General features: G+C 63.2%; 22 protein-coding genes. 10 read left to right on the top strand and 12 right to left on the bottom strand.

From position 1 onward, the window contains the following. Nucleotides 1–5: 5 nt before the first annotated feature. Together X743_RS161600 and X743_RS161605 are read right to left on the bottom strand one after the other, a co-directional pair. Complete coding sequence (locus X743_RS161600) at nucleotides 6–3,191, bottom strand: multidrug efflux RND transporter permease subunit (RefSeq protein ID WP_031257515.1); 3,186 nt, start codon at nucleotides 3,189–3,191, stop codon at nucleotides 6–8. After that, a complete protein-coding gene (locus X743_RS161605; RefSeq protein ID WP_013896751.1) occupies nucleotides 3,176–3,430 on the bottom strand; it encodes a hypothetical protein in 255 nt (84 codons plus the stop codon). Before X743_RS161605 ends, X743_RS161600 begins: the two co-directional genes overlap by 16 nt. Nucleotides 3,431–3,674: 244 nt before the next feature. Between X743_RS161605 and X743_RS161610 the strand changes: the two genes are divergently transcribed. Next, nucleotides 3,675–4,265 (top strand): TetR/AcrR family transcriptional regulator, encoded by a 591-nt coding sequence (locus X743_RS161610; RefSeq protein ID WP_023764573.1) that lies wholly within the window; start codon nucleotides 3,675–3,677, stop codon nucleotides 4,263–4,265. A 350-nt stretch (nucleotides 4,266–4,615) separates the two neighbouring features. Here X743_RS161610 and X743_RS161615 read toward each other — a convergent pair whose 3' ends face one another. From X743_RS161615 to X743_RS161635, 5 genes are all read right to left on the bottom strand, one after another. Beyond that, nucleotides 4,616–5,638 (bottom strand): LacI family DNA-binding transcriptional regulator, encoded by a 1,023-nt coding sequence (locus X743_RS161615; RefSeq protein WP_023764572.1) that lies wholly within the window; start codon nucleotides 5,636–5,638, stop codon nucleotides 4,616–4,618. 137 nt (nucleotides 5,639–5,775) lie between these two features. Continuing rightward, the gene (locus tag X743_RS161620; protein WP_023764571.1) at nucleotides 5,776–6,567 is read right to left on the bottom strand and encodes an ATP-binding cassette domain-containing protein; all 792 of its coding nucleotides are present in this window, start codon (nucleotides 6,565–6,567) and stop codon (nucleotides 5,776–5,778) included. A 3-nt stretch (nucleotides 6,568–6,570) separates the two neighbouring features. Continuing rightward, nucleotides 6,571–7,557 carry an ABC transporter permease gene (locus tag X743_RS161625; protein WP_023764570.1) on the bottom strand — a complete coding sequence of 329 codons (987 nt, stop codon included), beginning with the start codon at nucleotides 7,555–7,557 and terminating at the stop codon, nucleotides 6,571–6,573. A gap of 117 nt (nucleotides 7,558–7,674) precedes the next feature. After that, complete coding sequence (locus X743_RS161630) at nucleotides 7,675–8,610, bottom strand: substrate-binding domain-containing protein (RefSeq protein ID WP_023764569.1); 936 nt, start codon at nucleotides 8,608–8,610, stop codon at nucleotides 7,675–7,677. A 315-nt stretch (nucleotides 8,611–8,925) separates the two neighbouring features. Further along, the gene (locus tag X743_RS161635) at nucleotides 8,926–10,083 is read right to left on the bottom strand and encodes a fumarylacetoacetate hydrolase family protein (RefSeq protein ID WP_023764568.1); all 1,158 of its coding nucleotides are present in this window, start codon (nucleotides 10,081–10,083) and stop codon (nucleotides 8,926–8,928) included. 300 nt (nucleotides 10,084–10,383) lie between these two features. Between X743_RS161635 and X743_RS161640 the strand changes: the two genes are divergently transcribed. The 5 genes from X743_RS161640 (at nucleotide 10,384) to X743_RS161660 (ending at nucleotide 15,099) form a co-directional block, all read left to right on the top strand. Further along, nucleotides 10,384–11,268: an ABC transporter permease gene (locus X743_RS161640; protein ID WP_023764567.1), complete on the top strand. Its 885-nt coding sequence runs from the start codon at nucleotides 10,384–10,386 to the stop codon at nucleotides 11,266–11,268. After that, the gene (locus X743_RS161645) at nucleotides 11,265–12,131 is read left to right on the top strand and encodes an ABC transporter permease (protein ID WP_023764566.1); all 867 of its coding nucleotides are present in this window, start codon (nucleotides 11,265–11,267) and stop codon (nucleotides 12,129–12,131) included. Before X743_RS161640 ends, X743_RS161645 begins: the two co-directional genes overlap by 4 nt. Further along, nucleotides 12,116–13,195, top strand: a complete 1,080-nt coding sequence (locus X743_RS161650; RefSeq protein WP_023764565.1) for an ABC transporter substrate-binding protein — start codon at nucleotides 12,116–12,118, stop codon at nucleotides 13,193–13,195. Before X743_RS161645 ends, X743_RS161650 begins: the two co-directional genes overlap by 16 nt. 220 nt (nucleotides 13,196–13,415) lie before the next feature. Further along, nucleotides 13,416–14,024, top strand: coding sequence for a cupin domain-containing protein (locus tag X743_RS161655; protein ID WP_023764564.1), 609 nt, complete (start codon nucleotides 13,416–13,418; stop codon nucleotides 14,022–14,024). Beyond that, complete coding sequence (locus tag X743_RS161660; RefSeq protein ID WP_023764563.1) at nucleotides 14,014–15,099, top strand: ABC transporter ATP-binding protein; 1,086 nt, start codon at nucleotides 14,014–14,016, stop codon at nucleotides 15,097–15,099. Before X743_RS161655 ends, X743_RS161660 begins: the two co-directional genes overlap by 11 nt. 234 nt (nucleotides 15,100–15,333) lie before the next feature. On the opposite strand, the gene X743_RS1000000172735 is transcribed toward X743_RS161660, so the two are convergent. Both X743_RS1000000172735 and X743_RS161670 read right to left on the bottom strand, forming a co-directional pair. Further along, the gene (locus X743_RS1000000172735) at nucleotides 15,334–15,549 is read right to left on the bottom strand and encodes a hypothetical protein (protein WP_023764562.1); all 216 of its coding nucleotides are present in this window, start codon (nucleotides 15,547–15,549) and stop codon (nucleotides 15,334–15,336) included. Between the two features lie 15 nt (nucleotides 15,550–15,564). Continuing rightward, nucleotides 15,565–16,269 carry an SOS response-associated peptidase gene (locus X743_RS161670; protein WP_023764561.1) on the bottom strand — a complete coding sequence of 235 codons (705 nt, stop codon included), beginning with the start codon at nucleotides 16,267–16,269 and terminating at the stop codon, nucleotides 15,565–15,567. A gap of 164 nt (nucleotides 16,270–16,433) precedes the next feature. Here X743_RS161670 and X743_RS161675 point away from each other — a divergent pair, with 164 nt between their 5' ends. Together X743_RS161675 and X743_RS161680 are read left to right on the top strand one after the other, a co-directional pair. Beyond that, nucleotides 16,434–16,787 carry a SnoaL-like domain-containing protein gene (locus X743_RS161675; protein ID WP_023764560.1) on the top strand — a complete coding sequence of 118 codons (354 nt, stop codon included), beginning with the start codon at nucleotides 16,434–16,436 and terminating at the stop codon, nucleotides 16,785–16,787. Between the two features lie 208 nt (nucleotides 16,788–16,995). Beyond that, a complete protein-coding gene (locus X743_RS161680; RefSeq protein ID WP_023764559.1) occupies nucleotides 16,996–17,343 on the top strand; it encodes an ArsC family reductase in 348 nt (115 codons plus the stop codon). A 161-nt stretch (nucleotides 17,344–17,504) separates the two neighbouring features. Here X743_RS161680 and X743_RS161685 read toward each other — a convergent pair whose 3' ends face one another. From X743_RS161685 to X743_RS0135600, 3 genes are read right to left on the bottom strand one after another with little or no spacing between them, the layout of a single operon-like run. Further along, a complete protein-coding gene (locus X743_RS161685) occupies nucleotides 17,505–17,858 on the bottom strand; it encodes a DUF488 domain-containing protein (RefSeq protein WP_023764558.1) in 354 nt (117 codons plus the stop codon). 16 nt (nucleotides 17,859–17,874) lie between these two features. Next, a complete protein-coding gene (locus X743_RS161690; protein WP_023764557.1) occupies nucleotides 17,875–19,131 on the bottom strand; it encodes an aminopeptidase in 1,257 nt (418 codons plus the stop codon). A gap of 29 nt (nucleotides 19,132–19,160) precedes the next feature. Continuing rightward, the gene (locus tag X743_RS0135600; RefSeq protein ID WP_031257514.1) at nucleotides 19,161–20,123 is read right to left on the bottom strand and encodes a LysR substrate-binding domain-containing protein; all 963 of its coding nucleotides are present in this window, start codon (nucleotides 20,121–20,123) and stop codon (nucleotides 19,161–19,163) included. Between the two features lie 118 nt (nucleotides 20,124–20,241). On the opposite strand from X743_RS0135600, the gene X743_RS161695 reads away from it, so the two are divergent. Beyond that, nucleotides 20,242–20,445 (top strand): hypothetical protein, encoded by a 204-nt coding sequence (locus tag X743_RS161695; protein WP_245264172.1) that lies wholly within the window; start codon nucleotides 20,242–20,244, stop codon nucleotides 20,443–20,445. A gap of 120 nt (nucleotides 20,446–20,565) precedes the next feature. Then, nucleotides 20,566–21,726 (top strand): YbfB/YjiJ family MFS transporter, encoded by a 1,161-nt coding sequence (locus X743_RS161700; protein ID WP_023764555.1) that lies wholly within the window; start codon nucleotides 20,566–20,568, stop codon nucleotides 21,724–21,726. The last annotated feature ends 1 nt before the right edge of the window (nucleotide 21,727 follow it).

Below are 21,727 nucleotides of genomic sequence, written 5' to 3'. Positions count from 1 at the left end.
CAATCTTATTCGGCCGCTTCCGCCAGGGGAGGGAAGGCGGTTTCGGCAGTTGGTTCAGAATGTTGTGAGGCCGGCTCGCCGCCTTCGCGGCGCTCGCGCAGCTGTTCGATGACCGCGTAGAAGACCGGCACGAACACCAGCGACAGGATGGTCGCGGCGACCATGCCCCCAAACACCGTGGTGCCGATCGACTGGCGGCTCGAGGCACCGGCGCCTGTCGCGAACATCAGCGGCAGCACGCCGAGGATGAAGGCGAAGGCCGTCATCAGGATCGGCCGCAGCCGCAGACGCGCGGCTTCCATCGCCGCCTCGACGATGCTCAAGCCCTCCTCGCGCCGCCGTCTGGCGAACTCGACGATCAGGATGGCATTCTTCGCCGCCAGTCCGATCAGCATGACGAAGCCGATCTGCGAATAGACGTCGATCTGCATGCCGCGCACCGAGAGCGCCGCGAAGGCGCCGAACAAGGCCAGCGGCACTGCCAGCAGCACCATGAACGGCATCGCCCAGCTCTCGTACTGCGCCGCCAGGATCAGGAAGACGAAGACGATGGCGAGGCCGAAGACGACCGATGCGATCGATCCTGCCTTGAGTTCCTGGAAGGTGATGCCGGTCCATTCGAAACCGAAATCCCTCGGCAGGGCCGTTGCGGCGGCCCGTTCCATGGCGGCGACCGCCTGGCCCGAGGAGAAGCCCGGTGCAGCACCGCCATTGATCGAGGCCGACGCATTGTTGTTGTAGTGCGGCACGGTTTCCGGCCCGACGAACGGCACCAGCTTGCCCAGCGTCGAGAGCGGCACCATGCCGCCGGAAGCATTGCGCACATAGAGCCGCGAAATGTCGGCGGCACCCGCGCGTGCGTCCTTGTCGGCCTGGATGGTCACCCGGAAGGTGCGGCCGAACAGGTTGAAGTCGTTCACGTAGAGCGAGCCGAGATAGATCTGCAGCGTGTTGAACACGTCAGGCAGGTTGAGGCCGAGCAGCTTCGCCTTGGAGCGGTCGAGGTCGTAGTTGAACTGCGGCGTCGACGTCGAGAACGGCGAGAACAGCTGCTGCGGATTGATTTCCGGCTGCTTGCGCGCCTCGGCGATCACGGCTTGCGTCGCGTCGTTGAGGGCCGTGCTGCCACGGCCGGTGAGATCCTCGATGACAAATTCGAAGCCGCCCGTGGTGCCGATACCAGGGATGGAAGGCGGATCGAAGCTCAGCGCGAAGGCCTCCGGAATCTGCATCAGCTTGCCGCGCACGTCGGCGACGAGCTTGGAGGCGCTCTGGTCGGGACCGCGTTCCTCCCAGGGTTTCAGGATGGCGAATTCGACCGCCGAGTTCGACTGCGCAGCACTGGTCAGGAAGTTCAGGCCGCTGATCGAGCCGACGATGTCGACGCCGGGCGTCGCCTGCAGGATGTCGCGCGCCTTCTGCGCCACCGCGTCGGTGCGTTCCAGCGAGGCGCCGTCGGGCAGCTGGATGACGACGAAGAAGTAACCCTGGTCCTCGACCGGAAGGAAGGTCGAGGGCAGCTTCTGCCAGACGAAGTAGGTGGCGACCAGTCCGGCCGCGAACAGGCCGAGCATGATCCAGCGCAGGCGGATGAGGAAGCGCACGCCATGGGCATAGGCATGCGACAACCTGTCGAAGCCGCTGTTGAACCAGCGGAAGAGCACGAACTGCGTGCCCTGGCGATGGCGCAGGAAAGCGGCACTGAGCGCCGGGCTGAGCGTCAGCGAATTGAAGGCGGAGATGCCGACGGAAATCGCCACCGTCAGCGCGAATTGGTTGTAAAGCCGGCCCGAGACGCCGGGGATGAAGGCGACCGGCACGAACACCGCCATCAAAACGGCGGTGGTGGCGATGATCGGGCCGGTGACTTCGGCCATGGCGGCCTTGGTCGCCGCCAGCGGTTTCAGCCCAGCCTCGAGCTGTCGTTCGACGTTCTCGACCACCACGATGGCGTCGTCGACGACAAGTCCGATCGCCAGCACCATGCCGAGCAGCGAGAGCATGTTGAGCGAGAAGCCGAGCATCTCCATGACCACGAGCGTCGCCACCAGCGAAACCGGGATGGCGATGGTCGGAATGATGGTCGTGCGCCAGCTCTGCAGGAAGACGAACACCACGGCGACGACCAGCACCAGGGCTTCGCCGAGCGTGATCAGCACGTCATGCATCGACGCCGAGACGAAGCGCGTCGTGTCGTAGTGCATGGCGTAGGAAACGCCCTTGGGGAAACGGCCGGACAGCTCCTGCATCTTGTCCTTGACGCGCTGCTGCAGATCGAGCGCGTTGGAGCCCGGCATCTGGTAGACGGCGAGCACCACGGTCGGGTCTTTGCCGAAGAAGGCCGACGATGAATATTGCAGCGCGCCGAGCTCGATGCGGGCAACGTCGCGCAGCCGCACCAGCGAGCCGCTGTCGGTGTTGGCGCGCACGACGATGTCGCCGAATTCCTTCGGGTCGCTCAAGCGGCCGACGGCGTTGACCTGCATCTCGAAGGCGGTGCCGGCCGGGGCCGGCGACTGGCCGATCTTGCCGGCCGCCACCTGGACGTTCTGTTCGGCGATGGCATTCTGGACGTCGACGGCGGTGATGCCGAGATTGGCGAGCTTGTCCGGGTCGAGCCAGACGCGCATCGAATAGCGCCGCTCGCCGAAGATCTGCACGTCGCCGACGCCTTGCAGCCGCTTCAGCGGATCGACGACCTGCAGATAGGCAAGGTTCGAGAGCGCCACCGGATCGACGGAACTATCGGGCGAGGTGAGGTTGACGATCAGAACGAAATTCGGGTTCTGCTTCTTGATCGTCACGCCGCCCTGGTTGACGATCGCCGGCAGCGACGAGGCCGCCTGCGAGACGCGGTTCTGGACGTCGACGGCGGCCGTGCTCAAGGAATAGCCGACATCGAAGGTGATGGTGATGGTCGAGGAGCCGTCATTGGAACTCGTCGACGACATGTAGGTCATGCCTTGCACGCCGTTGATCTGCTGTTCCAGCGGCGTCGTCACCGTGTCGGCGACGACCTGCGCGCTGGCGCCCGGATAATGGGCGCTGACCACGACCTGCGGCGGCGTGATGTCGGGGAACTGCGAGACCGGCAGCAGGAAATAACAAATCGTCCCGGCGAGCACCATGATGATGGCGATCGCCGAGGCGAAGATCGGACGATGGATGAAAAAGTTTACCACGACACACATGCCTCGCCGGCTGCTCTTGCCCTGCCGAAGGCACTGGCAAGCCTGGACAATTTTTGGCCGCGCTCGTCGCTGGACGCTTCCAGCGAACGCAGCAGCGGCACCTTGCGACGCTGCCCATTGGCAAGCGAGCGAAGCATTGTCTCGAAGGCGCGGGGATCGACCCCATCTGCTTTCATGACCAGCCGGATCATCGGATCCCGGACGGCCTCATCTATGGTAAGATCGCGGCGCTGTGGCATTGGCCGGCTCCTTGTCTGTCGATTCGCAGCCCATGCTCGCGAACCGTTTTTTCATCTCTTCACCGGCCGAGGCCCATGATTGGCAGTTTTTTCACCCCTCGATCTGGCAGGACCAGTTCACGGTCTTGTTATTGACGACGGGCGACATAGGTGTTACCAGTAAGTAACATTTGCATAGTTACAGACCGGTAACACCCTAGTCAAGAGGTGGCCGAGGGTTTTTAGGAAACGAAAGGAGATCATGATGACAGACGGCGTCGTGGAGCGCCCTCGTCCCCGGGATCGGATCCTGGAGACGGCGCGTGACATGTTCCACAAGCACGGCATCAAAGGCGTTGGCGTCGACGCCATCACCGAAGCTGCCGGCACGAACAAGATGACGCTCTATCGTCACTTCGAATCCAAGGACGATCTGATCGTCGAATGCCTGCGCGCCAATGCGTCCAAGGCCGGCGCGATGTGGGAAACCTTCGAGGCCGAATTTCCGGGCGACAAGCTCGCGCAGCTTCACGCCTGGGTTCGCAAGGCGGCCGCCATGCTCAATGCCGATGGTCGCGGCTGCGACATGGCCAATGCCGCGGCCGAGCTGACCGAGCCCGACCATCCCGCCCGGCGCGTGATCAAGGAACTCAAGGAAGCCCAGCGCGAACGTCTTGTGGCGCTGTGCCGAGATGCCGGCATCGGCCAGGCCGAACTGCTCGCCGATACGCTGTCGCTGCTGTTCGAGGGCGCGCGTGTCAGCGTGCAGACCGTGGGCGCCGAAGGGCCAAGCGCACAGTTCGTGCGCATGGCCGAGGGGCTGATTGTTTCTTTCCGGGGCAATGCCGCCGGCTGAAGTGACCGGCCGCGCGTTCCATTCAAATTGTCGTGCGATCTAGGCGATGCCTGGTGCCCTTTGGCGCCGGGCAGCACTGCAATTCCCAATTCCTGCCGGCGGAACGAAAAAAGCCCGCTGCCGGGAGGAGGTGGCAGCGGGCTCGATTTCGAATGTGGTGCGGGAGGAGGTGCACCCCACTCAGCGTCGGCATCGCATCTGGGAGGAGTAGATGGCCGACAACCAGAACCTACGAGTTGCCCAATGATTCGGCAACCATAAAAGTTGCATAGCAGGTGTGCAGAATTGCCGCAGCACCCATCAATCCTCCTACAAATCCGAACAAAGCAGCCTTGCGCAGGCGCGCTAACCTATTGAACCGGCACGTTTTCTCTGAAGATCAGGCGCGGTTCGATGAATTTCCGGGTGAGATAAGGCGCCGATGACGCGATCGAGCCAAGCAGGCGGATGACCGATTGTTCGGCGATCAGCCTGGCGTTCTGATCGATGACGACGTCGGCGAGGTCATCGACGAGATACCCGCGTGTTTCCTTGGTCAAATCGTGGCAGATGAACACCGGCTTGCGATTTGGCCTGGCCTCCCGGATGGCTTTCGCAACGCCGGAGCGTCCGGCCCCGACACAATAGATGCCGAGCAGTTCCGGCTCGTTGCGCAGCGCCTTCATCGTCTCGGCATAGCTGACATCGGGCTCGTCATTGATCTCGACGGCGCTGCTGATGATCAGGTTGGGAAACTCCTCGCCGAGCACGGAGCGGAAGCCCATTTCGCGTTCCTCATGGCCGCGATAGGAGCGCGAGCCGACGACCATCGCCAGGCGGCCCTCGCGGCCGCCGAGGAAGCGCCCCATCAAAAGTGCCGCCGTCCGTCCCGCCACGCGGTTGTCGATGCCAACATAGGCCGAGCGGGGAGCGGCCGGAATATCGGACACCAGCGTCACCAGGCGGATGCCGGTGTCGACGATGTCACGCAGGATGTTGCGGGTTCGTGGATGGTCGATGGCGATGACACCGACGCCATTGGCCCGCAGCGACAGGTTCTCGACGGCTGTCTGCAGCGCGTTCGGCGATATGCCGGCAAGGTTGTGGATCCGGCAGGAAGCGACGAGCGGCAGGCGCGAAGCATAGTCTTCGATGTATCTTGCCAGATCCTGCATGAAGGCGTTCCTGCCGATCGGCAGGAAGAATTCGAGGTTTGCGGGCTTGGAGGGAAGCGTCACCTGGTCGGCGACCGGCAAATAGCCAAGCTGCTTGGCAGCCTCCATGACGCGCTGCCGGTTGGCGGCGCTGGCGCCCGGCCGATTGTTGAGCACCCGGTCGACCGTTGCCGTCGAAAGCCCGCAGGTTCTGGCGATATCGGAGACGGTGGCCTTCATGCCGCAATCCTATGCGCCGATGCCATGGCGCGCCAGACAGGTGACGTGGCGGGCGATGCGGTCTGAGTGGCGGGTGATCGCCTCCCATCACCGCTATGTCCGCTCGGCTGCTTCGGCATGACGGCTTCCGCCCGTCCTCAGTGCGGCGGCTTGCCGTCGGCGACGGCGTCGCGGATTTCCTTGTCCGACATGCCGGTGATGATCCGTTCGACTTCCGTCACGGTTGTCGTCTTCGGGTCGATGTCGTCGGCAACCACCTTGCCCCTGCGCATGACGACGATGCGGTCGACCACCTGGAAGACATGATGGATGTTGTGCGCGATGAAGATGCAGGAATGGCCGGAATCGCGCGCGCTGCGCACGAAGCTCAGCACGCCCTGCGTTTCGGCGACGCCGAGATTGTTGGTCGGCTCGTCGAGGATGATGAGGTCGCTGTCGAAATGCATGGCGCGCGCGATCGCCACCGCCTGGCGCTCGCCGCCGGAGAGCGAGCCGATCGGCGTCGTCGGCGGGATGTTCTTCGAAATGCCGACTTGCTTGAGCAGGTCGCGGGCAACGGTGTTCATCGCCTCCTGGTCCATGCGGTTGAGGAAGCGCGGCGGCTTGATCGGCTCGCGCCCGAGAAACAGATTGCGGGCAATCGACAGCTGCGTGACCAGCGCCGAGTCCTGGTAGATGGTCTCGATGCCGTGGGCGATGGCGTCGCTTGTGCTGCGCAGGGCGACCTTCTTGCCGCGGATGAAGATGTCGCCGCTGGTCAGCGGCACGGCGCCCGAGAGAACCTTGATCAGCGTCGACTTGCCGGCGCCGTTGTCGCCGAGCAGGCCGACGATCTCGCGTTCGTTGACATGGAAGTTGGCGTCCTCGAGCGCCTGCACGCGGCCATAGGACTTGCGGATGTTCTGCATGCGGATCAGTGGCTCGGCCATGGTTCAAGTTCCTGCCTGGTGCCGGCGTTCCAGCCATGAATGAAGCGCCATCATGCCAAGGATGATCGCACCGATGAAGATGTTGTAGGCCAGGCCGGGCACGCCGATCAGCACGATGCCGTTGCGCATCACGCGCAGGATCAGGATGCCGAGCACGGTGCCGATGATGGTGCCGCGCCCGCCGGTCAGCGCCGTGCCGCCGATCACCACCATGGCGATGACCTCGAGCTCATAGCCGGTGCCGCTGTTGGGGTTGGCCGCGGACGTGCGCAGCGAGGAGATGACGCCGGCAAGCGAGGCCATGACCGATGACAGCACGAACAGGCCGATCTTGACGCGGTTGACGTTGACGCCGCGGGCGCGCGCCGCGTTGGGATTGCCGCCCGCCGCCTGGATCCAGTTGCCGGTTCGGCTTTGCGTCAGCACGTAGCCGAGCGCGATCGCCGCGGCGATGAACCAGAACAGTGACATGTAAATGCGGAACGGTCCGATGAAGAAGTCGCCGACCAGCGCTTCCGCAAGCCAGCTGCCCTCGGCGCTCCAGGTGCGCTGCGGAAAGCCGTCGGTGATGAAAAGGGCGCTGCCGCGCACCACCAGAAGCATGCCGAGCGTGACCAGGAAGGAGGGGATCTTGAGCTTCGTGACGAACCAGCCATTGACCAGTCCGATCAAGGCTGCGACCACCAGCGCGACGACGAAGCCCATCTCCAGCGACGTGACGCCGGCATTGAACAGCGTCCACATCAGCACCGGCGAGAAACCGAACAGGGAACCGACGGAGAGGTCGAATTCGCCCGACGTCATCAGCAATGTCATCGCCAGCGCGATCAGGCCGAGCTCGACCGTGAAGGCCAGCGTGTTGGAGATGTTCTGCGGCGACAGGAAGTCGTGGTTGAAGCTCCAGAAAACGCCGATTTCGACGACCAGGAGCACGAAGGGACCGAATTCCGGCCGCGCGATCAGGCGTTGGACGAGCGAATGATTTTCCACTGATAACCCGCGACATGATTGGAAAGGCGGAGCGCTGCACCGGAGTCCAGCCAGGCTCGGCGAATGGACAGGCAGTCGCGACCGCGGGTGCGATCGCGACTGTCTCGGTCTCGGATATTATTTGCCCGACAGGATCTTGTCGTAGACCTCGGCGGTGTCCTTTTCATAGAGCGCGCCGGTGATGACGTTGAAGCCCGGAGGAATGCCCGACGCGGCCATGTTGGCAAGCGAGAGCGCGACATAGCTGGTCGCCTGGGGGTCCTGCCACTGGCCGGCATTGACATAGCCGTTCAGCACCTCCTGCGTGGTGTCGAGCGAATTGCCCCAGCCGACGACCGGGATTTCGCCGGGCTTGACGCCGACCTGGTCGAACACCCGCTTGATCGATCCGGTGACGAGGTCGCCAAGGCCGATGATCGCCTTCACCTTGCCCTTATGGGCGGTGAGGTAGTCGACCATGCGGTTGATCACCTCGGCCTGGTCGAGCGTCGCTTCGGTCACTTCATAGGTGATGCCGAGCGGTCCGAAGACGCTCTTGATGCCTTCCTCTTCCTGGACGCCATAGGTGGCGCCGGGAATCTCGACCGGCATCCAGACGAAGTCGCCCTTTTTCACCAGGCCCTTGTCGACCAGATACTGCGCCCAATGCTTGCCGAAGGTGACGTTGTCGCCGCCGACATAGGCGTTGAAGTTGGCCTTGGGATCGGGCGTGTTGAAGTTGATGATCGGGACGTTGGCCGCGCGGGCCTCCTTGACGATCTCGACAAGGCTGCCCGGGTCGGGGCTGGTGGTGACGATGCCGTCGGCCTTGGCGGAGAGGGCGGCGCGAACCGCTTCCTGCTGCGAGGCGACGTCGCCATTGTGGAACGAGGTGTTGACGGTGTTGCCGGTGTCCTTGGCCCATTGCTTGGCGCCGGCCAGGAAGTAGGTCCAGACCGGATCGGCCGGACCGCCATGTGAAATCCAGTAGAACGTCTTGGCCTGCGCCGCCGCCGGAATGAGCGTCAGCGCGACCAGCAGGCCGTAGAGCACAAGTCTCAGTCTTGTCAGCATTTGATTTCCTCCCGGTTGAAGATGATCCGTCCCTTGTTCCGGCGTCAGCCGGATTGCGTCTTTTGCCAGCGCCGCTCGGATGCCTCAGAGCATTCCCTTTTTCGACGGATGGCAAGCCTCCATCTGCAGATGTAGTTGTCGGCTGACGCGGCACCATCAGCGGTCCCATCAGATTGCATCAGATGGGACGGTTTTTCCCGGGCAGCCGGATGATTGGCGTCGAGGCTCAGCCGAGCGGGTTGTCCCGGGCGCAATCGGCGCTGCAAGCCCACAAGCGATAGCTGCCTTTCAGGACCAGGCCGCTTGAAGAGACCGCTAGATCAGGCCGGCCTTCGCGAGATCGCGCATCAAATGGCTGGCGCCGTAGGTCCAGTGCGGGCAATCCGGCGACAGCCGCACCCGGTTGACCAGCGCGCCGAATTTCTCCGACGAGATGGTGACGATGTCGCCGACCTTGTGGGTAAAACCCTTGCCCTTTTCGCCGCGGTCCTTCGAGGGCACGAACATGGTGCCGAGATAAAGCGCCAGCCCGTCCGGATACTGGTGGTGCGGGCCCATGGCGGCGGCGACCAGTTCTTCCGGCGAGCGGCTGATCTCGGCCATCGAGCTCGCGCCCTCCAGCGAGAACCCGTCCTCGCCTTCGACCTTCAGGCGCACGACCGCGTTCTTCACGTCGGCGATCGTGAACGTGTCGTCGAACAGGCGGATGAAGGGGCCGAGCGACGCGGAGGCGTTGTTGTCCTTGGCCTTGCCGAGCAGCAGCGCCGAACGCCCTTCGACGTCGCGCAGATTGACGTCGTTGCCGATAGTGGCGCCGACGATCCTGCCGCTTGAGGCGGCGATCATGGCGATCTCCGGCTCCGGATTGTTCCAGGTCGATACCGGGTGCAGGCCGACATCGGCGCCGAAGCCGACCGAAGCCATCGGCTGGCATTTGGTGAAGATCTCGGCATCGGGGCCGATGCCCACTTCCAGATATTGCGACCAGGCGCCGCGCGCGATGAGCTTGGCTTTGATCTCCATGGCCTCCGGCGAACCGGGCTTGAGCTTCGAAAGGTCGTGGCCGATCAGCCCGGCAATGTCGGCGCGGATGGCGTCGGCCTTTTCCGCCGAGCCGCGCGCCTGTTCCTCGATCACCCGTTCGAGCAGGCTGACGACGAAGGTCACGCCCGACGCCTTCACCGCCTGCAGGTCGGCGGGAGACAGCAGATACGGCTTGGCCGGGTCGCGCGCGGCCTCGAAACTATTGGCGGCGATGTCGTCGAGCGAGCCGATCGGCTTGCCCTTGGCCGAGCGCACGTGCTTTGCCGGATCGGCCATTTCGCAGACATCGCGCACGGTCGGCGCCGTGCTCGACGTGATGTCGAAGACGGTGCCGTCACGCACCGTGACCACCATGGGATGCGAGGCATCGCGGCTGCCGGCGCGCCCGACAAACAGGCCTTCGGCCGGCAGATGTGTCAGGTTGGTCATGGCGTTGGGTCCTCCGAATGGTCGAAAATGCGCTTGGCCGGATCGGCGCGGCACTTTCACCGGATTCCTCTCAAAGGTCTATCCCGTCATTGGCAATCCAAAGGTGCCGCGTTCGGTTGTGAGTTTCAACTCTCCAAGGCCGCGTCTTATGCCGTGAAAACTGAAGCGCTTGTTCAAGAGTGTGAAATGCACGCGGCCATGAAGAACGGAAGCCCTGCCAAAGCTCCCGCCGGGGGATTTCGCTTGACAGTTTCATGAATATGAAAAAGTCTCAGTTAATTTCAAAAACCAGGCAGGTCGATGTCGACCCTTGTTGCAAACCAGATGCCAAAGGCCCGGTCTTCATCGGGCTTCAGGTTCGCCATGCTGCTGCCGGGCGCGGCCGTCACCTTCCTGCTGATCCTCTTTGCGCTTGGCCTCGTGCTTTTCTTGGCCTTCCGCAACAATGATGGCTCTCTTCTGGGCGCCGGCTTCAGCCTATCCAATTTCGCCACCGTCATCTCCGATCCGCTCTACTGGACGGTGACGCTGCGCTCGCTGGTGATTGCCGCGCTGGTCACGCTGGCCACGGTCGTCACTGCCTACCCCGTCGCCTACTATCTCGCCTTCCACGCCGGGCGGCGGCGCGGTCTCCTGCTGTTTCTGGTGACGCTGCCATTCTGGACCAGCTATCTCCTGCGCGTCTTCGCCTGGAAGATCGTGCTCGCCTACAATGGCGTGTTGAACTCGGCGCTGATCGAAAGCGGCATCTGGTCCGAGCCGACGCTGGCCTTTCTCAACACGCCGGCCGCTGTCGTCGTCACGCTGGCCCACGCCTATGCGCCCTTCGCCATCCTGCCGATCTATGTGGCGCTGGACACCATCCCGAAATCACTGATCGAGGCTGCTTCCGATCTCGGCGCGCGGCCGTTCACCTCTTTCCGCCGGGTGGTTCTGCCCAATTCTATGCCGGGCGTGCTGGCCGCTGCCCTCGTCGTCTTCGTGCCGACCGTCGGCGACTATGTCACGCCGGCGCTCGTCGGCGGCCCGGCCTCCACGATGATCGGCACACTGATCCAGGCTGAGTTCGGCAAGGCCAATGACTGGCCGTTTGGCGCTGCACTCTCCGTAGCCGTCATGCTGGTGATCCTGGCCGTGGTGCTGGTCGCGCGCTTCACCGACCGCAGATTTGGCAGCCGCACATGAGCGCGCGCACGCAAGGTGGCGGCCGCTGGCTTGGCGTCTACGTCGTCGCCTATCTGGTGTTTCTCTATCTGCCTGTGCTGCTGATCCCGCTGTTTTCCTTCAACGACTCGATCCAGGCGGCGTTTCCGCTGCAAGGCTTCACCTTGCAATGGTACGCGACGCTGCTCGGCAATTCGGCACTGACCAATGCGCTCTTGAACAGCCTCGTCATCGGCATCATCGCCGCCACGGGCGCCACGCTGTGCGGCATCACCGTGTCCTACATGGACCTCTATGGCCGCTCGCCGCTGGCCGCCACCATCAGCGCCATCGCCCGGTTGCCGATCCTGATACCGGGCGTCATCATCGGCATATCGCTGCTGATCCTGATCAACCTCATCGGCCTCGGACCGTCGCGTATCGCCATCGTGCTCGGCCACATACTGGTGGCGCTGCCGACGACTGTGGTGATCATGCGCAGCCGCTTCGCCGCCATCCCGAAAACCATTCGCGAGGCCGCCCTCGACCTCGGCGCGTCCGACTGGACGACCTTCCGGCGAGTCATGCTGCCGCTCAGCCTGCCGGCCATCGTTTCGGCCTTCATGCTGGCCTTCCTGATCTCGTTCGACGAATTCATCGTCGTCTTCTTCCTTGCCGGCACCGAGCCGACGCTGCCGCTCTACATCTGGAGCCAGCTGCGGTTTCCGAAATCGCTGCCGACGGTCATGGCACTGGGCACATCGATCCTCGCGGTGTCCTTCGTCATCGCCGGCTTCGCCGAAATCCTGCGCCATCGCGGCCTGTCCGCGACCGCGCCACGACCCGCGAATCCATCACAACCAAAACAAACCAAGAGAGGAGAACTGCAATGGCATTCGACCTGATATCCGGCGACCTGATATCCGGAAAGACGGCCCGGGCCGGCCTCGCCGCCCTGGCATTGGCGCTGTCGTCGACCGTCGCTTTCGCCGGCGACAAGCTGCAATATTTCACCTGGTCGGGCTATGAACTGCCGGACTTCAACAAGAGCTTCCTCGCCGCGCACCCCGATGGCGTCGAGGCTTCCATATTCGGTGACGACGATGACGCCTTCACCAAGGTCAAGGCCGGATTCCGTCCCGATATCGCGCATCCCTGCTATGACAAGGTGGCGCGCTGGAACAAGGAAGGCCTGCTGCAGCCGATCGACACCAAGCGCATCAAGAATTGGGATTCGATCTTCCCGGTGTTCAAGAACCTGCCCGATCTGCAGGCCGGCGACGGCAAGGTCTGGATGGTGCCGTGGGACTGGGGCAACACCTCGATCCTCTACCGCACCGACCTGGTGAAGAACCCGGAAGCGAGCTGGAACCTGCTGTGGGACAAGCAGTATGCCGGCCGCATGGCGACCATCGACGCCGTGCATGACACGCCGATCGTTGCCGCGCTTCTGGCCGGCGTCAATCCGTTCGACATGACGCCCGAGCAAATGGACAAGGTGGCGGCGAAACTGCGCGAGCAGCGTCCGCTGCTCTCCAATTATACAACCGACATGACCTCGGTCGAACAGGCGCTTGCCAGCGGCCAGTTGGTCGCCGCCATGACCTGGAATGCGTCGGCCACCTCGCTGAAGAAACAGGGCGTGCCGGTCGAGTTCATGAAGCCGAAGGAAGGCATGCTGACCTGGGCCTGCGGCTTCGTCATGCTCAAGGACGCCAAGAATGTCGACCTCGCCTACGATTTCATGAACAGCCGGCTGGACGCCGACTCGGGTAAGTATCTGATCCAGGCCTACGGCTATGGCAGCTCGCTCAGCACCGCCTTCGCCGGCGTGCCGAAGGATGAGCTGGACAAGCTGCAACTGCCGTCCGATCCGGAAGTGATGCTGAAAAGCACGATCTTCACCGGCCCGATGAAACAGAATGACGATATGGCCAAGATGTTCGAAAAGGTGAAGGCTGGCGGCTGAGGCTGGTTCTTCCTTCTCCCCTTGTGGGAGAAGGTGGATCGGCGCGCAGCGCCGAGACGGNGGCAAGACGGATGAGGGGTGTTCCAGGGAACGCCAACGTCTCACTCCGCTGGAACACCCCTCATCCGTCGCCTTCGGCGACCCCTTCTCCCACAAGGGGAGAAGGGGGAGCCTAGCGGCGCTGCGCCACGTCGATTGAGAAGACTACGAGGACCCACACATGGACATGCTGGACGAAGCAACCGAAAAGCCCAAGGACGATGCCGACGTGCGCGTCGGCCGGCGGGTGCGGGCGTTGCGGCTGGAGCGCGGCCTTTCGCTGGCCGAACTGGCGGCAAAGGCCGGAGTGTCGATCGGTGCGCTGAGCCAGATCGAGCGCGGCATGTCATCGCTGCGCGTCAAGGTGATCTGGCCGCTTGCAGCAGCACTCGACATCGAGCCGTCGGCGCTGATCGCCGACGGCAACGACGCAGTCAACGATCTCTACTGCGTGCGCGCCAACAGCCGCCGCGCGATTCCCGTCAAATCCGAAGGCATCGCCAAGGCGCTGCTGTCGCCGCCGGGCGCGACGCTGACCGGCATGCTGGTGACCGTGGAGGCCAATGGCGGCACGGCGGAAGCCTATGCGCATGCCGGCCATGAATTCGGCTATGTGCTGGCGGGCGAGGTCGAACTGGTGGTGGATTCGACAAAATACGTGCTGAAGCGCGGCGACAGCTTTGCCTTCAAGAGCACGCTCTTGCATGCCTTCCGCAATCCCGGCGCCGAGCAGTGCCAGATCCTCTGGGTCAACACCACGAAACCGTCCGAGGTTCGCGATGGCGCCTGATCGTCTTGTGCGGCTGCAGGCGATCTCGAAGATCTTTCCCGGCGGCATCGTCGGGCTCGACGCCGTCGATCTCGACATCGTCAGCGGCGAGTTCATTACGCTGCTCGGGCCATCGGGTTGCGGCAAGACCACCAGCCTGCGCGTCATCGCCGGCTTCGAAAGCCCGTCGAGCGGCAAGGTGCTGCTTGAAGGGCGCGACATCACGGCGCTTCGGCCTTTCGACCGGCCGGTCAACACCGTGTTCCAGGACTATGCGCTGTTTCCGCACATGAACGTTGCCGAGAATGTCGGCTTCGGCCTGTCGCTGCGCAAGCTCTCCGGTAGCGAGCAGGCAAAACGCGTCTGCGAAGCCTTGGACATGGTCGGTCTCGCCGACAAGCTTCGCGCCCGGGTCTTGGAATTGTCGGGCGGCCAGCGCCAGCGCGTGGCACTTGCCCGTGCCATCGTCTGCGAACCGCGCGTGCTGCTGCTCGACGAGCCGCTGTCGGCGCTCGATGCGCATCTGCGCGAACAGATGCAGGTGGAACTGAAGCGGCTTCAGTCGCGGCTCGGCACCACCTTCGTCATGGTCACTCACGACCAGACCGAGGCGCTGTCGATCTCCGACCGCATCGTCGTCATGAACAAGGGCCGCATCGAGCAGATCGCGCCGCCGGCGACACTCTATGACCGGCCGGCCACGAAGTTCGTGGCGAGCTTCATCGGCACCATGAACCTCCTGCAGTCGCGGTTTGTCGGCCGCGACGGCGATCGCCTGCGTTTCACCGCCGGAACGCTGGCGCTGGAGGCCATTTCTGAAACCGGCCAGGCACCCGGCGAAGGCGATGTGCGCACCATTGGCGTGCGTCCCGAGGATTTGCTGGCGATGGCCGAGGCCGCGCCGGGCACGGCGCCGGCGCGCGTCAACAGCATCGTCTTTCACGGCCGCACGCTGCGCCTGCACGCCGAACTCGGGCAGGGCGCTCCTGTTGTCATCGATGCGCCACGCCAGGCAGAGGGTTTTCAATTCAAGGTCGGCGACATGGCTCACATCAGCCTGCGCCGTGGCGCCAGCTGCCCTATGCTCTCGAGCTAGCCTCTTCCACCTTCGCAAGGTCGCTGCACGGTGCGCGGGGCGGTCGAACGACATGTGAATAAATGGCCATGGAACTAAGCGGCAATCGACTAAAATAGGAAGATACTCCTAATTTGGTTGATGCCGGAATTGAGTAGCCGACCGCGCCGGAATGTGCAAACGCTATGCCTCGCGCACGAAGTGGGGCAACTCATTCGTGTCCGATGCCGGCACTGCAACATCACCCGGCACTATCTACCCGGCGACCTTGCAAAGCTTGTCGGTGACATTCCCTTTTGGGAAGTCGAACGGCATATGCGGTGCGAGCGCTGCAAGCTCCGCGAGCTTGATGCCGACATAGTCTTGCCGAGCGCAGCTGAGCGCCTGAAAATTCGTGTTAGACGTCTTGTCGAAATTCGCATGGTTCGCCGAGTGATCTGGCGAGACGACGATTGAAGAGGCTGCTGCCAAGCCCGATCCTGTAGCCTAGAACAGAGACCCTTGGACCGGAGCCTGTTGCGGAAACTTGATTTGTGTGGCTGGCTTCTCGACGATCATCAACGCATCGTCTGGCGCGGTCCGCTGCAAATACCGTGCTTCTGACCACGGCGCTGTCAGCCAAGCCTCCGTCTCTTCCGACGTCGTAAGGATCACGGGCATAGCCTTCTCGTGAATTGGCGCGACGATTGCATTGGGCTTGGTGGTCATGAATGCGTACAACTCGAAGTCACCAGGACCATCCTTGACCTTCCGAACGCCCTGCCAAGGGGTCCAGAAACCAGCGAAGAAGAATAAGGGTCGGCTTTCGTCACGGGCAAACCAAAAATTGCGCTGGATCCCTGTTTCCGGGTCCTTGTCGCTCGGGGTAGGGCTGGGTTCGGCAAAGCTGGTCACCGGCACGACGCATCGATTCTCGACGCTCACAAACTGTTGCCAGTGCGAGTATTGCGGATTGCGAACGTTCGTGGTGCCATAGTCTGCCTTGCCTTTCATGCGCTCAGGCGGCGTTGGCAAACCCCAAAGCAGCTTAGCTAACTCACGCTTCCCATCTGGCGTGTTGCGAACGACCGGGCCGGCCTGATTTGGATAGATGTCGACCGAAGGTTCAAGGTTGCCGATGACGTCGCGCAATGTGCGTGTCCATTGGCGGACCGCCTCTTGCGTTGTGGTGATGTTGTAGAGGTTGCACATCCAACTAGAATTACGGAATTGGCTTCTGTCCGCAACCAGATGTGCGAGAGCCACTCTGCCCGGCATCACCGTCCTGACACGGATTGTCAGCTACGACTGGGCCGGCAGTGGCAGGTCACCAGGCTGTCCCCTATTTGCTATGCGTCGGAACAGGAGGAACACAAATGACTATCGCGGAAATTGCCAAGGACTTCACCGAACGCCTCAAGCAGGGTGACAATGAGGGTGCTGCCGAAAAGTACAATGCCGACGACATCGCCAGTTATGAAGCCATGGAGGGCCCGATGGCCGTCAGCCACGGCAAGGAGGCTCTCAGGCAGAAGAGCCAGTGGTGGCAGGAGAACAACGAAGTGCATGGCGGTTTGGTCGAGGGCCCCTATGTCAACGGCGACCAGTTCGCAGTGCGCTTCAAGTTCGACATAACGCCCAAGGCCACTGGCGAGCGTGTCACCATGGATGAGGTTGGTCTGTACACGGTCAAGAACGGCAAGATCACCGAAGAGCGTTTCTACTATTGACGCCGGAAACGGCTTCCGGGAGCCCGATCTCTTCGCGGCAGGGTTAAGATAAATATGGCGGCCTGGACGACGCCCTGGCCGCCATGTGCATCCGTCCACACCAGGCGTTCGTCGAGATAGCAGGAATGGCGGTCGTTGACTTCTTTGCCGTCGGATGACTGCATGCGCCGCGGAACGGATTCGACGGTCAGCCCAAGGGAAGCGCGCTGTGACGATCACCATGTACGGCATCACCAGCTGCGACACGATCAAGAAGGCGCGCGTCTGGCTGGAGGGCCATGACGTGCCATACCGGTTCCACGACTACCGGGCCGAAGGAATCGAGGCCGGCAAGCTGAACGGCTGGGTCGGCAAGGTCGGCTGGGAAAAGCTGCTCAACAAGGGCAGCACGACGTTTCGCGAACTGCCGGATAAGGACAAGCAAGATCTTGACGAGAAGAAGGCCAAGGCGCTGATGCTGGCCAAGCCAACGATGATCAAGCGGCCGGTGCTTGAGGTGGGGAATCGGATTCTGGTCGGATTCAAGGCTGATGTTTATGAGCAGGCGGTGAAGTAAGCAGCGAGACGGCAACGCTGCCAATCTCCCCCCTTGCGGGGGAGATGGCCGGCAGGCCAGAGGGGGGNCCCCCCTCTGCCCTGCCGGGCATCTCCCCCGCAAGGAGGGAGATCAGATGTCGCCTCGGCTTTCGCCAATCGCCAACGCTGCAAAACGAAGCCTCAACCCGCGCGCAAATACCCCGCCAGTGCCACCGCATTGTTATGCGCCTCATCATGCGCGCCGTAGAGCAGCGTTACCTTACCCTGGCGGAGCAGTCCACGCAGTTGCGCCACCGCCTCGCCATTGCCGTCCAGCTCGGCGCGATATCGCTTCTGAAACTCGGCCCAGCGCGCCGGCTCGTGGCCGAACCATTTGCGCAACTCGTCGCTCGGCGCGATGTCCTTCAGCCACAGCGTCAGCGCGGCGTCCTTCTTGCTGACGCCGCGCGGCCATACCCGGTCGACGAGAACCCGCTGCCCGTCATCGGAAGCGGGTGGTTCATAGATCCTCTTGACCTCCAGGTCGAAAGCCATCCGACCCTCCGTGCCGTCAGGCCCACTCGCCCTTGCGCATCACCGGCACGCGGGCACCGTCCTTGTGGACGCCGTCGATGTCGATCTTGTCCGAGCCGATCATCCAGTCGATGTGGATGAAGCTCTTGTTGCCGCCACGCGAGGCGATCTCGCCCTGGCTGAGCGATGCGCCGTCGACGAAGCACTTGGAATAGCACTGGCCGAGCGCGATGTGGCAGGCGGCGTTCTCGTCGAACAGCGTGTTGAAGAACAACAGGCCGCTGGCCGAGATCGGCGATGAATGCGGCACAAGCGCCACTTCGCCGAGGCGCCGCGCGCCTTCGTCGGTGTCGAGCACCTTCTTCAGCACGTCCTCGCTCTTCGATGCCTTTGCCTCGACGATCCGGCCTTCCTCGAACCGCACCGAGATCTCGTCGATCAGCGTGCCCTGGTAGGAGAGCGGCTTGGTCGACGAGACATGACCCTCGACGCGCCTTGCATGCGGCGTGGTGAAGACCTCCTCGGTCGGGATGTTGGGGTTGCAGGTGATGCCATTCTTGGCGGTCGAGGCGCCGCCCATCCATTCGTGGCCGTCCGCCAGCCCGACAGTCAGATCGGTGCCCGGTCCAGTGAAATGCAGCGCGTGGAAATTGTGGCCGTTGAGCCATTCGGTGCGGCCGCGCAGCGCCGCATTGTGCGCCTTCCAGTTGCCGATCGGGTCCTCCACGTCGACCCGCGAGGCGGCGAAGATGGCATCGGCGAGCTTGGCCACCGCGACATCGTCGGCGTCGTCCGGGAAGACCTGCTTGGCCCAGGCGAGGTCCGGATAGGCGACGATGTTCCAGTTGATGTCGAAGCCGGTGATCTTTTCCAGCGCCGGCTGGTAGGCCATCGAGTTTGCTTTGTTGGCGCGCGCCACTTTTGTCGGGTCTTGCGCCGACAACAGCGACGGATCCTCGCCGCGCACGGCCAGCCGCGCCGCATTGTTCGAAAAGGCTTTCGCCATGCCTTCATAGAGCCAGCCGGCGGCGCGGTCGAAACCCGCATCGGCGCCGAAGCGGTAGCGCGCCAGCGTCATCTCGTCGTCGTTGAAGATTGGCGTCACCAGTCCGGCGCCGGCCTTGTAGGCGTGCTCGACGATGCGCCTGGTCAGCGGCAGGGCCGCGATCGATGAGGTCAGCACCAGATCCTGACCGGGCTGCAGTTGCAGTCCGACCTTGATGGCGACTTCCGCCAGCCTGTCGAGCTTCACCGGGTCGATCGATGCGGAAACGCCGCGCGAATGTGTGGTCATGATCCTGCCTGCCGTCGTTGTTGGATTTCTCAATCTACATAGACCGACGACACTGCGCTTTCCACCGCGATCGCGCCGGTCGGGCGTGTGGTCGCCGATCCGAACTGCGCCATCGTCGCCGCGATCTCCTCCTTGATCCAGGCCTTGAAGTCCCGGACCTTGCGGCTCTCGGTCTTCTCCGCCGAAGTCACCAGCCAGTAGCCGAGCCCGCTCTGGGCGCGGATTCCGAATGGGGCCACCAGCCGCCCGTCGGCCAGCGCATCGGCCGCCAGCAATTGCCAGCCGAGCATTACGCCGTGGCCGGCGATGGCCGATTCCAGGCACAGCATCGGATCGGTGAAGCGCGCGCCCTTCTGGAAGGTGACGGGTTGGACGCCGGCCGCGGCAAACCAGCTTTCCCAATTGATCATCGCCCGCTCGTCGGTGATGGCGCATGTCTGGGCAAGGTCCTCGATCGATCTCAATTTCCGGGCGATGTCGGGTGCGCAGACCGGGAAGACCTCCTGCGCCAAAAGCAGTTCTGCCCGCCCGCCCGGCCATTTGCCGTCGCCGAGCCGAATGGCGATATCGATGTCGGAATGATCGAGATTGGCCAGCCGCACCGACGCATCGATGCGCAGCAGCACGGTTGGATGCCGATCGAAGTGACGTGATAGCCTGGGCAGCAGCCATTTCGACGCGAAGGCCGGCGCCACCGAAACCACCAATGTGCATTGTGTCGCCTCATCGGCCAGCGCCACTGCCTGGGCCAGTTCGCGGAACCCCGCGCCGAGCCGGGTCGCGAACACGGTGCCGAATTCGGTCAGCACAAGGCCGCTCGTCGTGCGCTCGAACAGCGCCTGGCCGAGCTGCTTTTCGGTGCGGCTTATCTGCTGGCTGACGGCGCTTACGGAAACATTGAGTTCGCTCGCCGCCGCTGCGAGCGATCCGAGACGGGCTACGGTTTCAACGGCGCGAAGGCCGTTGAGGTGGATGCGGTTGAGCACGCTCATTTGAGATTTTCTAAACCGATCCGGCTGAAATCTCAATTGAAAGACACATCGAAACGGCGGATTTTATGGATGGGAGACAGACCGGCGGAGCCGAAAAATGCCTGGGATATTGTCATCGATGAAGGTCTTGTTCGCCGCGGCCTCGCCATACGAACCAGGCCGCGAGGGCGACACGCAGAGGTGGCTGACCGATCCGCTTTCGCATCCCGTGCTGAACACCATGTCGGAGCGCGAACTCGGCGATGTGCCGTTCAGGCTGACGGCGCGGCGAACCGTGCATGAAACCGCTTCGTTGCACGCCAGTTTCGGCGGGCGCTGCTGAGCGTAAGCGCCGTGCTTTCCGGTTTCAGGACAGGTCGACCACGACCTGGCATTCCGCGGCCGCACTGGCCCAACGGATGGCGGATTGTTTCAGCGATCCCTGCATTTATTGTGCGCTGCAATGACATCAGCCAATTCGACAGCGCTGCGCTACGCCTTCGCCGGCATGATCGCCATGGCCGTCGCCATGGGCATCGGCCGTTTCGTCTACACGCCGATCCTGCCCGGCATGATGGAAGAACTGCATCTGTCGCCGGCCAATGCCGGCTGGATCGCCTCGGCCAACTATCTCGGTTATCTCCTCGGCGCGCTTGCCGCGGCGGGCGGTTGGGCGCATGGGCGCGAGCGTCAGCTGATGCTGGTCGGCCTCGGCGCCAGCACCATCCTGGCCGCGCTGATGGGGCTGACCGACGCCATGGACGCCTTTCTCGCCATCCGCTTTTTGGCCGGCCTGGCCAGCGCCTTCGTCATGGTCTTCATGGCCAGCATCGTTTTCAGCCATATCGCGGCGGCCGGACGCAGCGACCTGCAGGCGTGGCATTTTGGCGGCGTTGGCCTCGGCATCGCGATCTCGGCGGCGATGATGGCGGTGCTGGTCGCCGAACATGCCGGGTGGGCGGCTGGCTGGTTGTGGTCGGCGGCAATTTCGGCATGCGGTTTCGGGGTCGTCGCGCTGTTGGTGAATGAAGGCCCGCTCGCCGATGCCGAGGCCGCCCGCGAGCCGGCGCTGCCGAAAGACCGGTCGCTGATGAAGATCATCGTCGCCTACGGCCTGTTCGGCTTTGGCTATGTGGTGACCGCGACATTCCTGGTCGCCATCGTCCGGCAAGGCGGAGGCAGCCGTGTTTTCGAGGCCATGGTGTGGATGGTCGCTGGCCTTGCCGGCTTTCCCTCGATCTGGTTCTGGCAGAAGATCGCGGACTGGATCGGGCTACACGCCGCCTATGCGCTGGCCTGCTTCATCGAAGTGATCGGGGTCATCGCCAGCGTGGCACTTGGCGGATATTCCGGACCGCTGCTTGGCGGTCTGCTGCTCGGTGGCACCTTCATCGCCATCACGGCGTTTGGTCTGCAGGCCGCGCGCCAGCAGGCGCCGAGGGCGCCCCGGCGTGTCTTTGCCTTGATGACGGCATCCTTCGGTTTTGGCCAGATCATCGGCCCGATCGCCGCCGGGCTTTTGGCGCAGGCGTCGGGCAATTTCTTCCTCGCTTCGATCGTTGCCGCGGCCATGCTGCTGGTCTCCGGCGCCGTCACATGGTCGGCTGCGCCAAAATCGCCATGAT

It is taken from the genome of Mesorhizobium sp. LNHC232B00 (genome assembly GCF_000502435.1).
In the GTDB taxonomy this organism is placed as follows: domain Bacteria; phylum Pseudomonadota; class Alphaproteobacteria; order Rhizobiales; family Rhizobiaceae; genus Mesorhizobium; species Mesorhizobium opportunistum.
The sequence above is the reverse complement of the archived record's forward strand: the minus strand, read 5'-3'. Positions and strand labels throughout refer to the sequence as shown.

Bases quoted from the DNA above. Each gene is read 5' to 3' on its own strand.
- X743_RS161635 (WP_023764568.1), bottom strand. From the start codon at position 10,083: ATGACCAACCTGACACATCTGCCGGCCGAAGGCCTGTTTGTCGGGCGC.
- X743_RS161700 (WP_023764555.1), top strand. From the start codon at position 20,566: ATGACATCAGCCAATTCGACAGCGCTGCGCTACGCCTTCGCCGGCATG.
- X743_RS161600 (WP_031257515.1), bottom strand. From the start codon at position 3,191: ATGTGTGTCGTGGTAAACTTTTTCATCCATCGTCCGATCTTCGCCTCG.
- X743_RS161605 (WP_013896751.1), bottom strand. From the start codon at position 3,430: ATGCCACAGCGCCGCGATCTTACCATAGATGAGGCCGTCCGGGATCCG.
- X743_RS161640 (WP_023764567.1), top strand. From the start codon at position 10,384: ATGTCGACCCTTGTTGCAAACCAGATGCCAAAGGCCCGGTCTTCATCG.
- X743_RS161610 (WP_023764573.1), top strand. From the start codon at position 3,675: ATGACAGACGGCGTCGTGGAGCGCCCTCGTCCCCGGGATCGGATCCTG.
- X743_RS161685 (WP_023764558.1), bottom strand. From the start codon at position 17,858: ATGGCTTTCGACCTGGAGGTCAAGAGGATCTATGAACCACCCGCTTCC.
- X743_RS161660 (WP_023764563.1), top strand. From the start codon at position 14,014: ATGGCGCCTGATCGTCTTGTGCGGCTGCAGGCGATCTCGAAGATCTTT.
- X743_RS161650 (WP_023764565.1), top strand. From the start codon at position 12,116: ATGGCATTCGACCTGATATCCGGCGACCTGATATCCGGAAAGACGGCC.
- X743_RS161615 (WP_023764572.1), bottom strand. From the start codon at position 5,638: ATGAAGGCCACCGTCTCCGATATCGCCAGAACCTGCGGGCTTTCGACG.
- X743_RS161645 (WP_023764566.1), top strand. From the start codon at position 11,265: ATGAGCGCGCGCACGCAAGGTGGCGGCCGCTGGCTTGGCGTCTACGTC.
- X743_RS161670 (WP_023764561.1), bottom strand. From the start codon at position 16,269: ATGTGCAACCTCTACAACATCACCACAACGCAAGAGGCGGTCCGCCAA.
- X743_RS161690 (WP_023764557.1), bottom strand. From the start codon at position 19,131: ATGACCACACATTCGCGCGGCGTTTCCGCATCGATCGACCCGGTGAAG.
- X743_RS161630 (WP_023764569.1), bottom strand. From the start codon at position 8,610: ATGCTGACAAGACTGAGACTTGTGCTCTACGGCCTGCTGGTCGCGCTG.
- X743_RS161620 (WP_023764571.1), bottom strand. From the start codon at position 6,567: ATGGCCGAGCCACTGATCCGCATGCAGAACATCCGCAAGTCCTATGGC.
- X743_RS161655 (WP_023764564.1), top strand. From the start codon at position 13,416: ATGGACATGCTGGACGAAGCAACCGAAAAGCCCAAGGACGATGCCGAC.
- X743_RS0135600 (WP_031257514.1), bottom strand. From the start codon at position 20,123: ATGAGCGTGCTCAACCGCATCCACCTCAACGGCCTTCGCGCCGTTGAA.
- X743_RS161675 (WP_023764560.1), top strand. From the start codon at position 16,434: ATGACTATCGCGGAAATTGCCAAGGACTTCACCGAACGCCTCAAGCAG.
- X743_RS161695 (WP_245264172.1), top strand. From the start codon at position 20,242: ATGAAGGTCTTGTTCGCCGCGGCCTCGCCATACGAACCAGGCCGCGAG.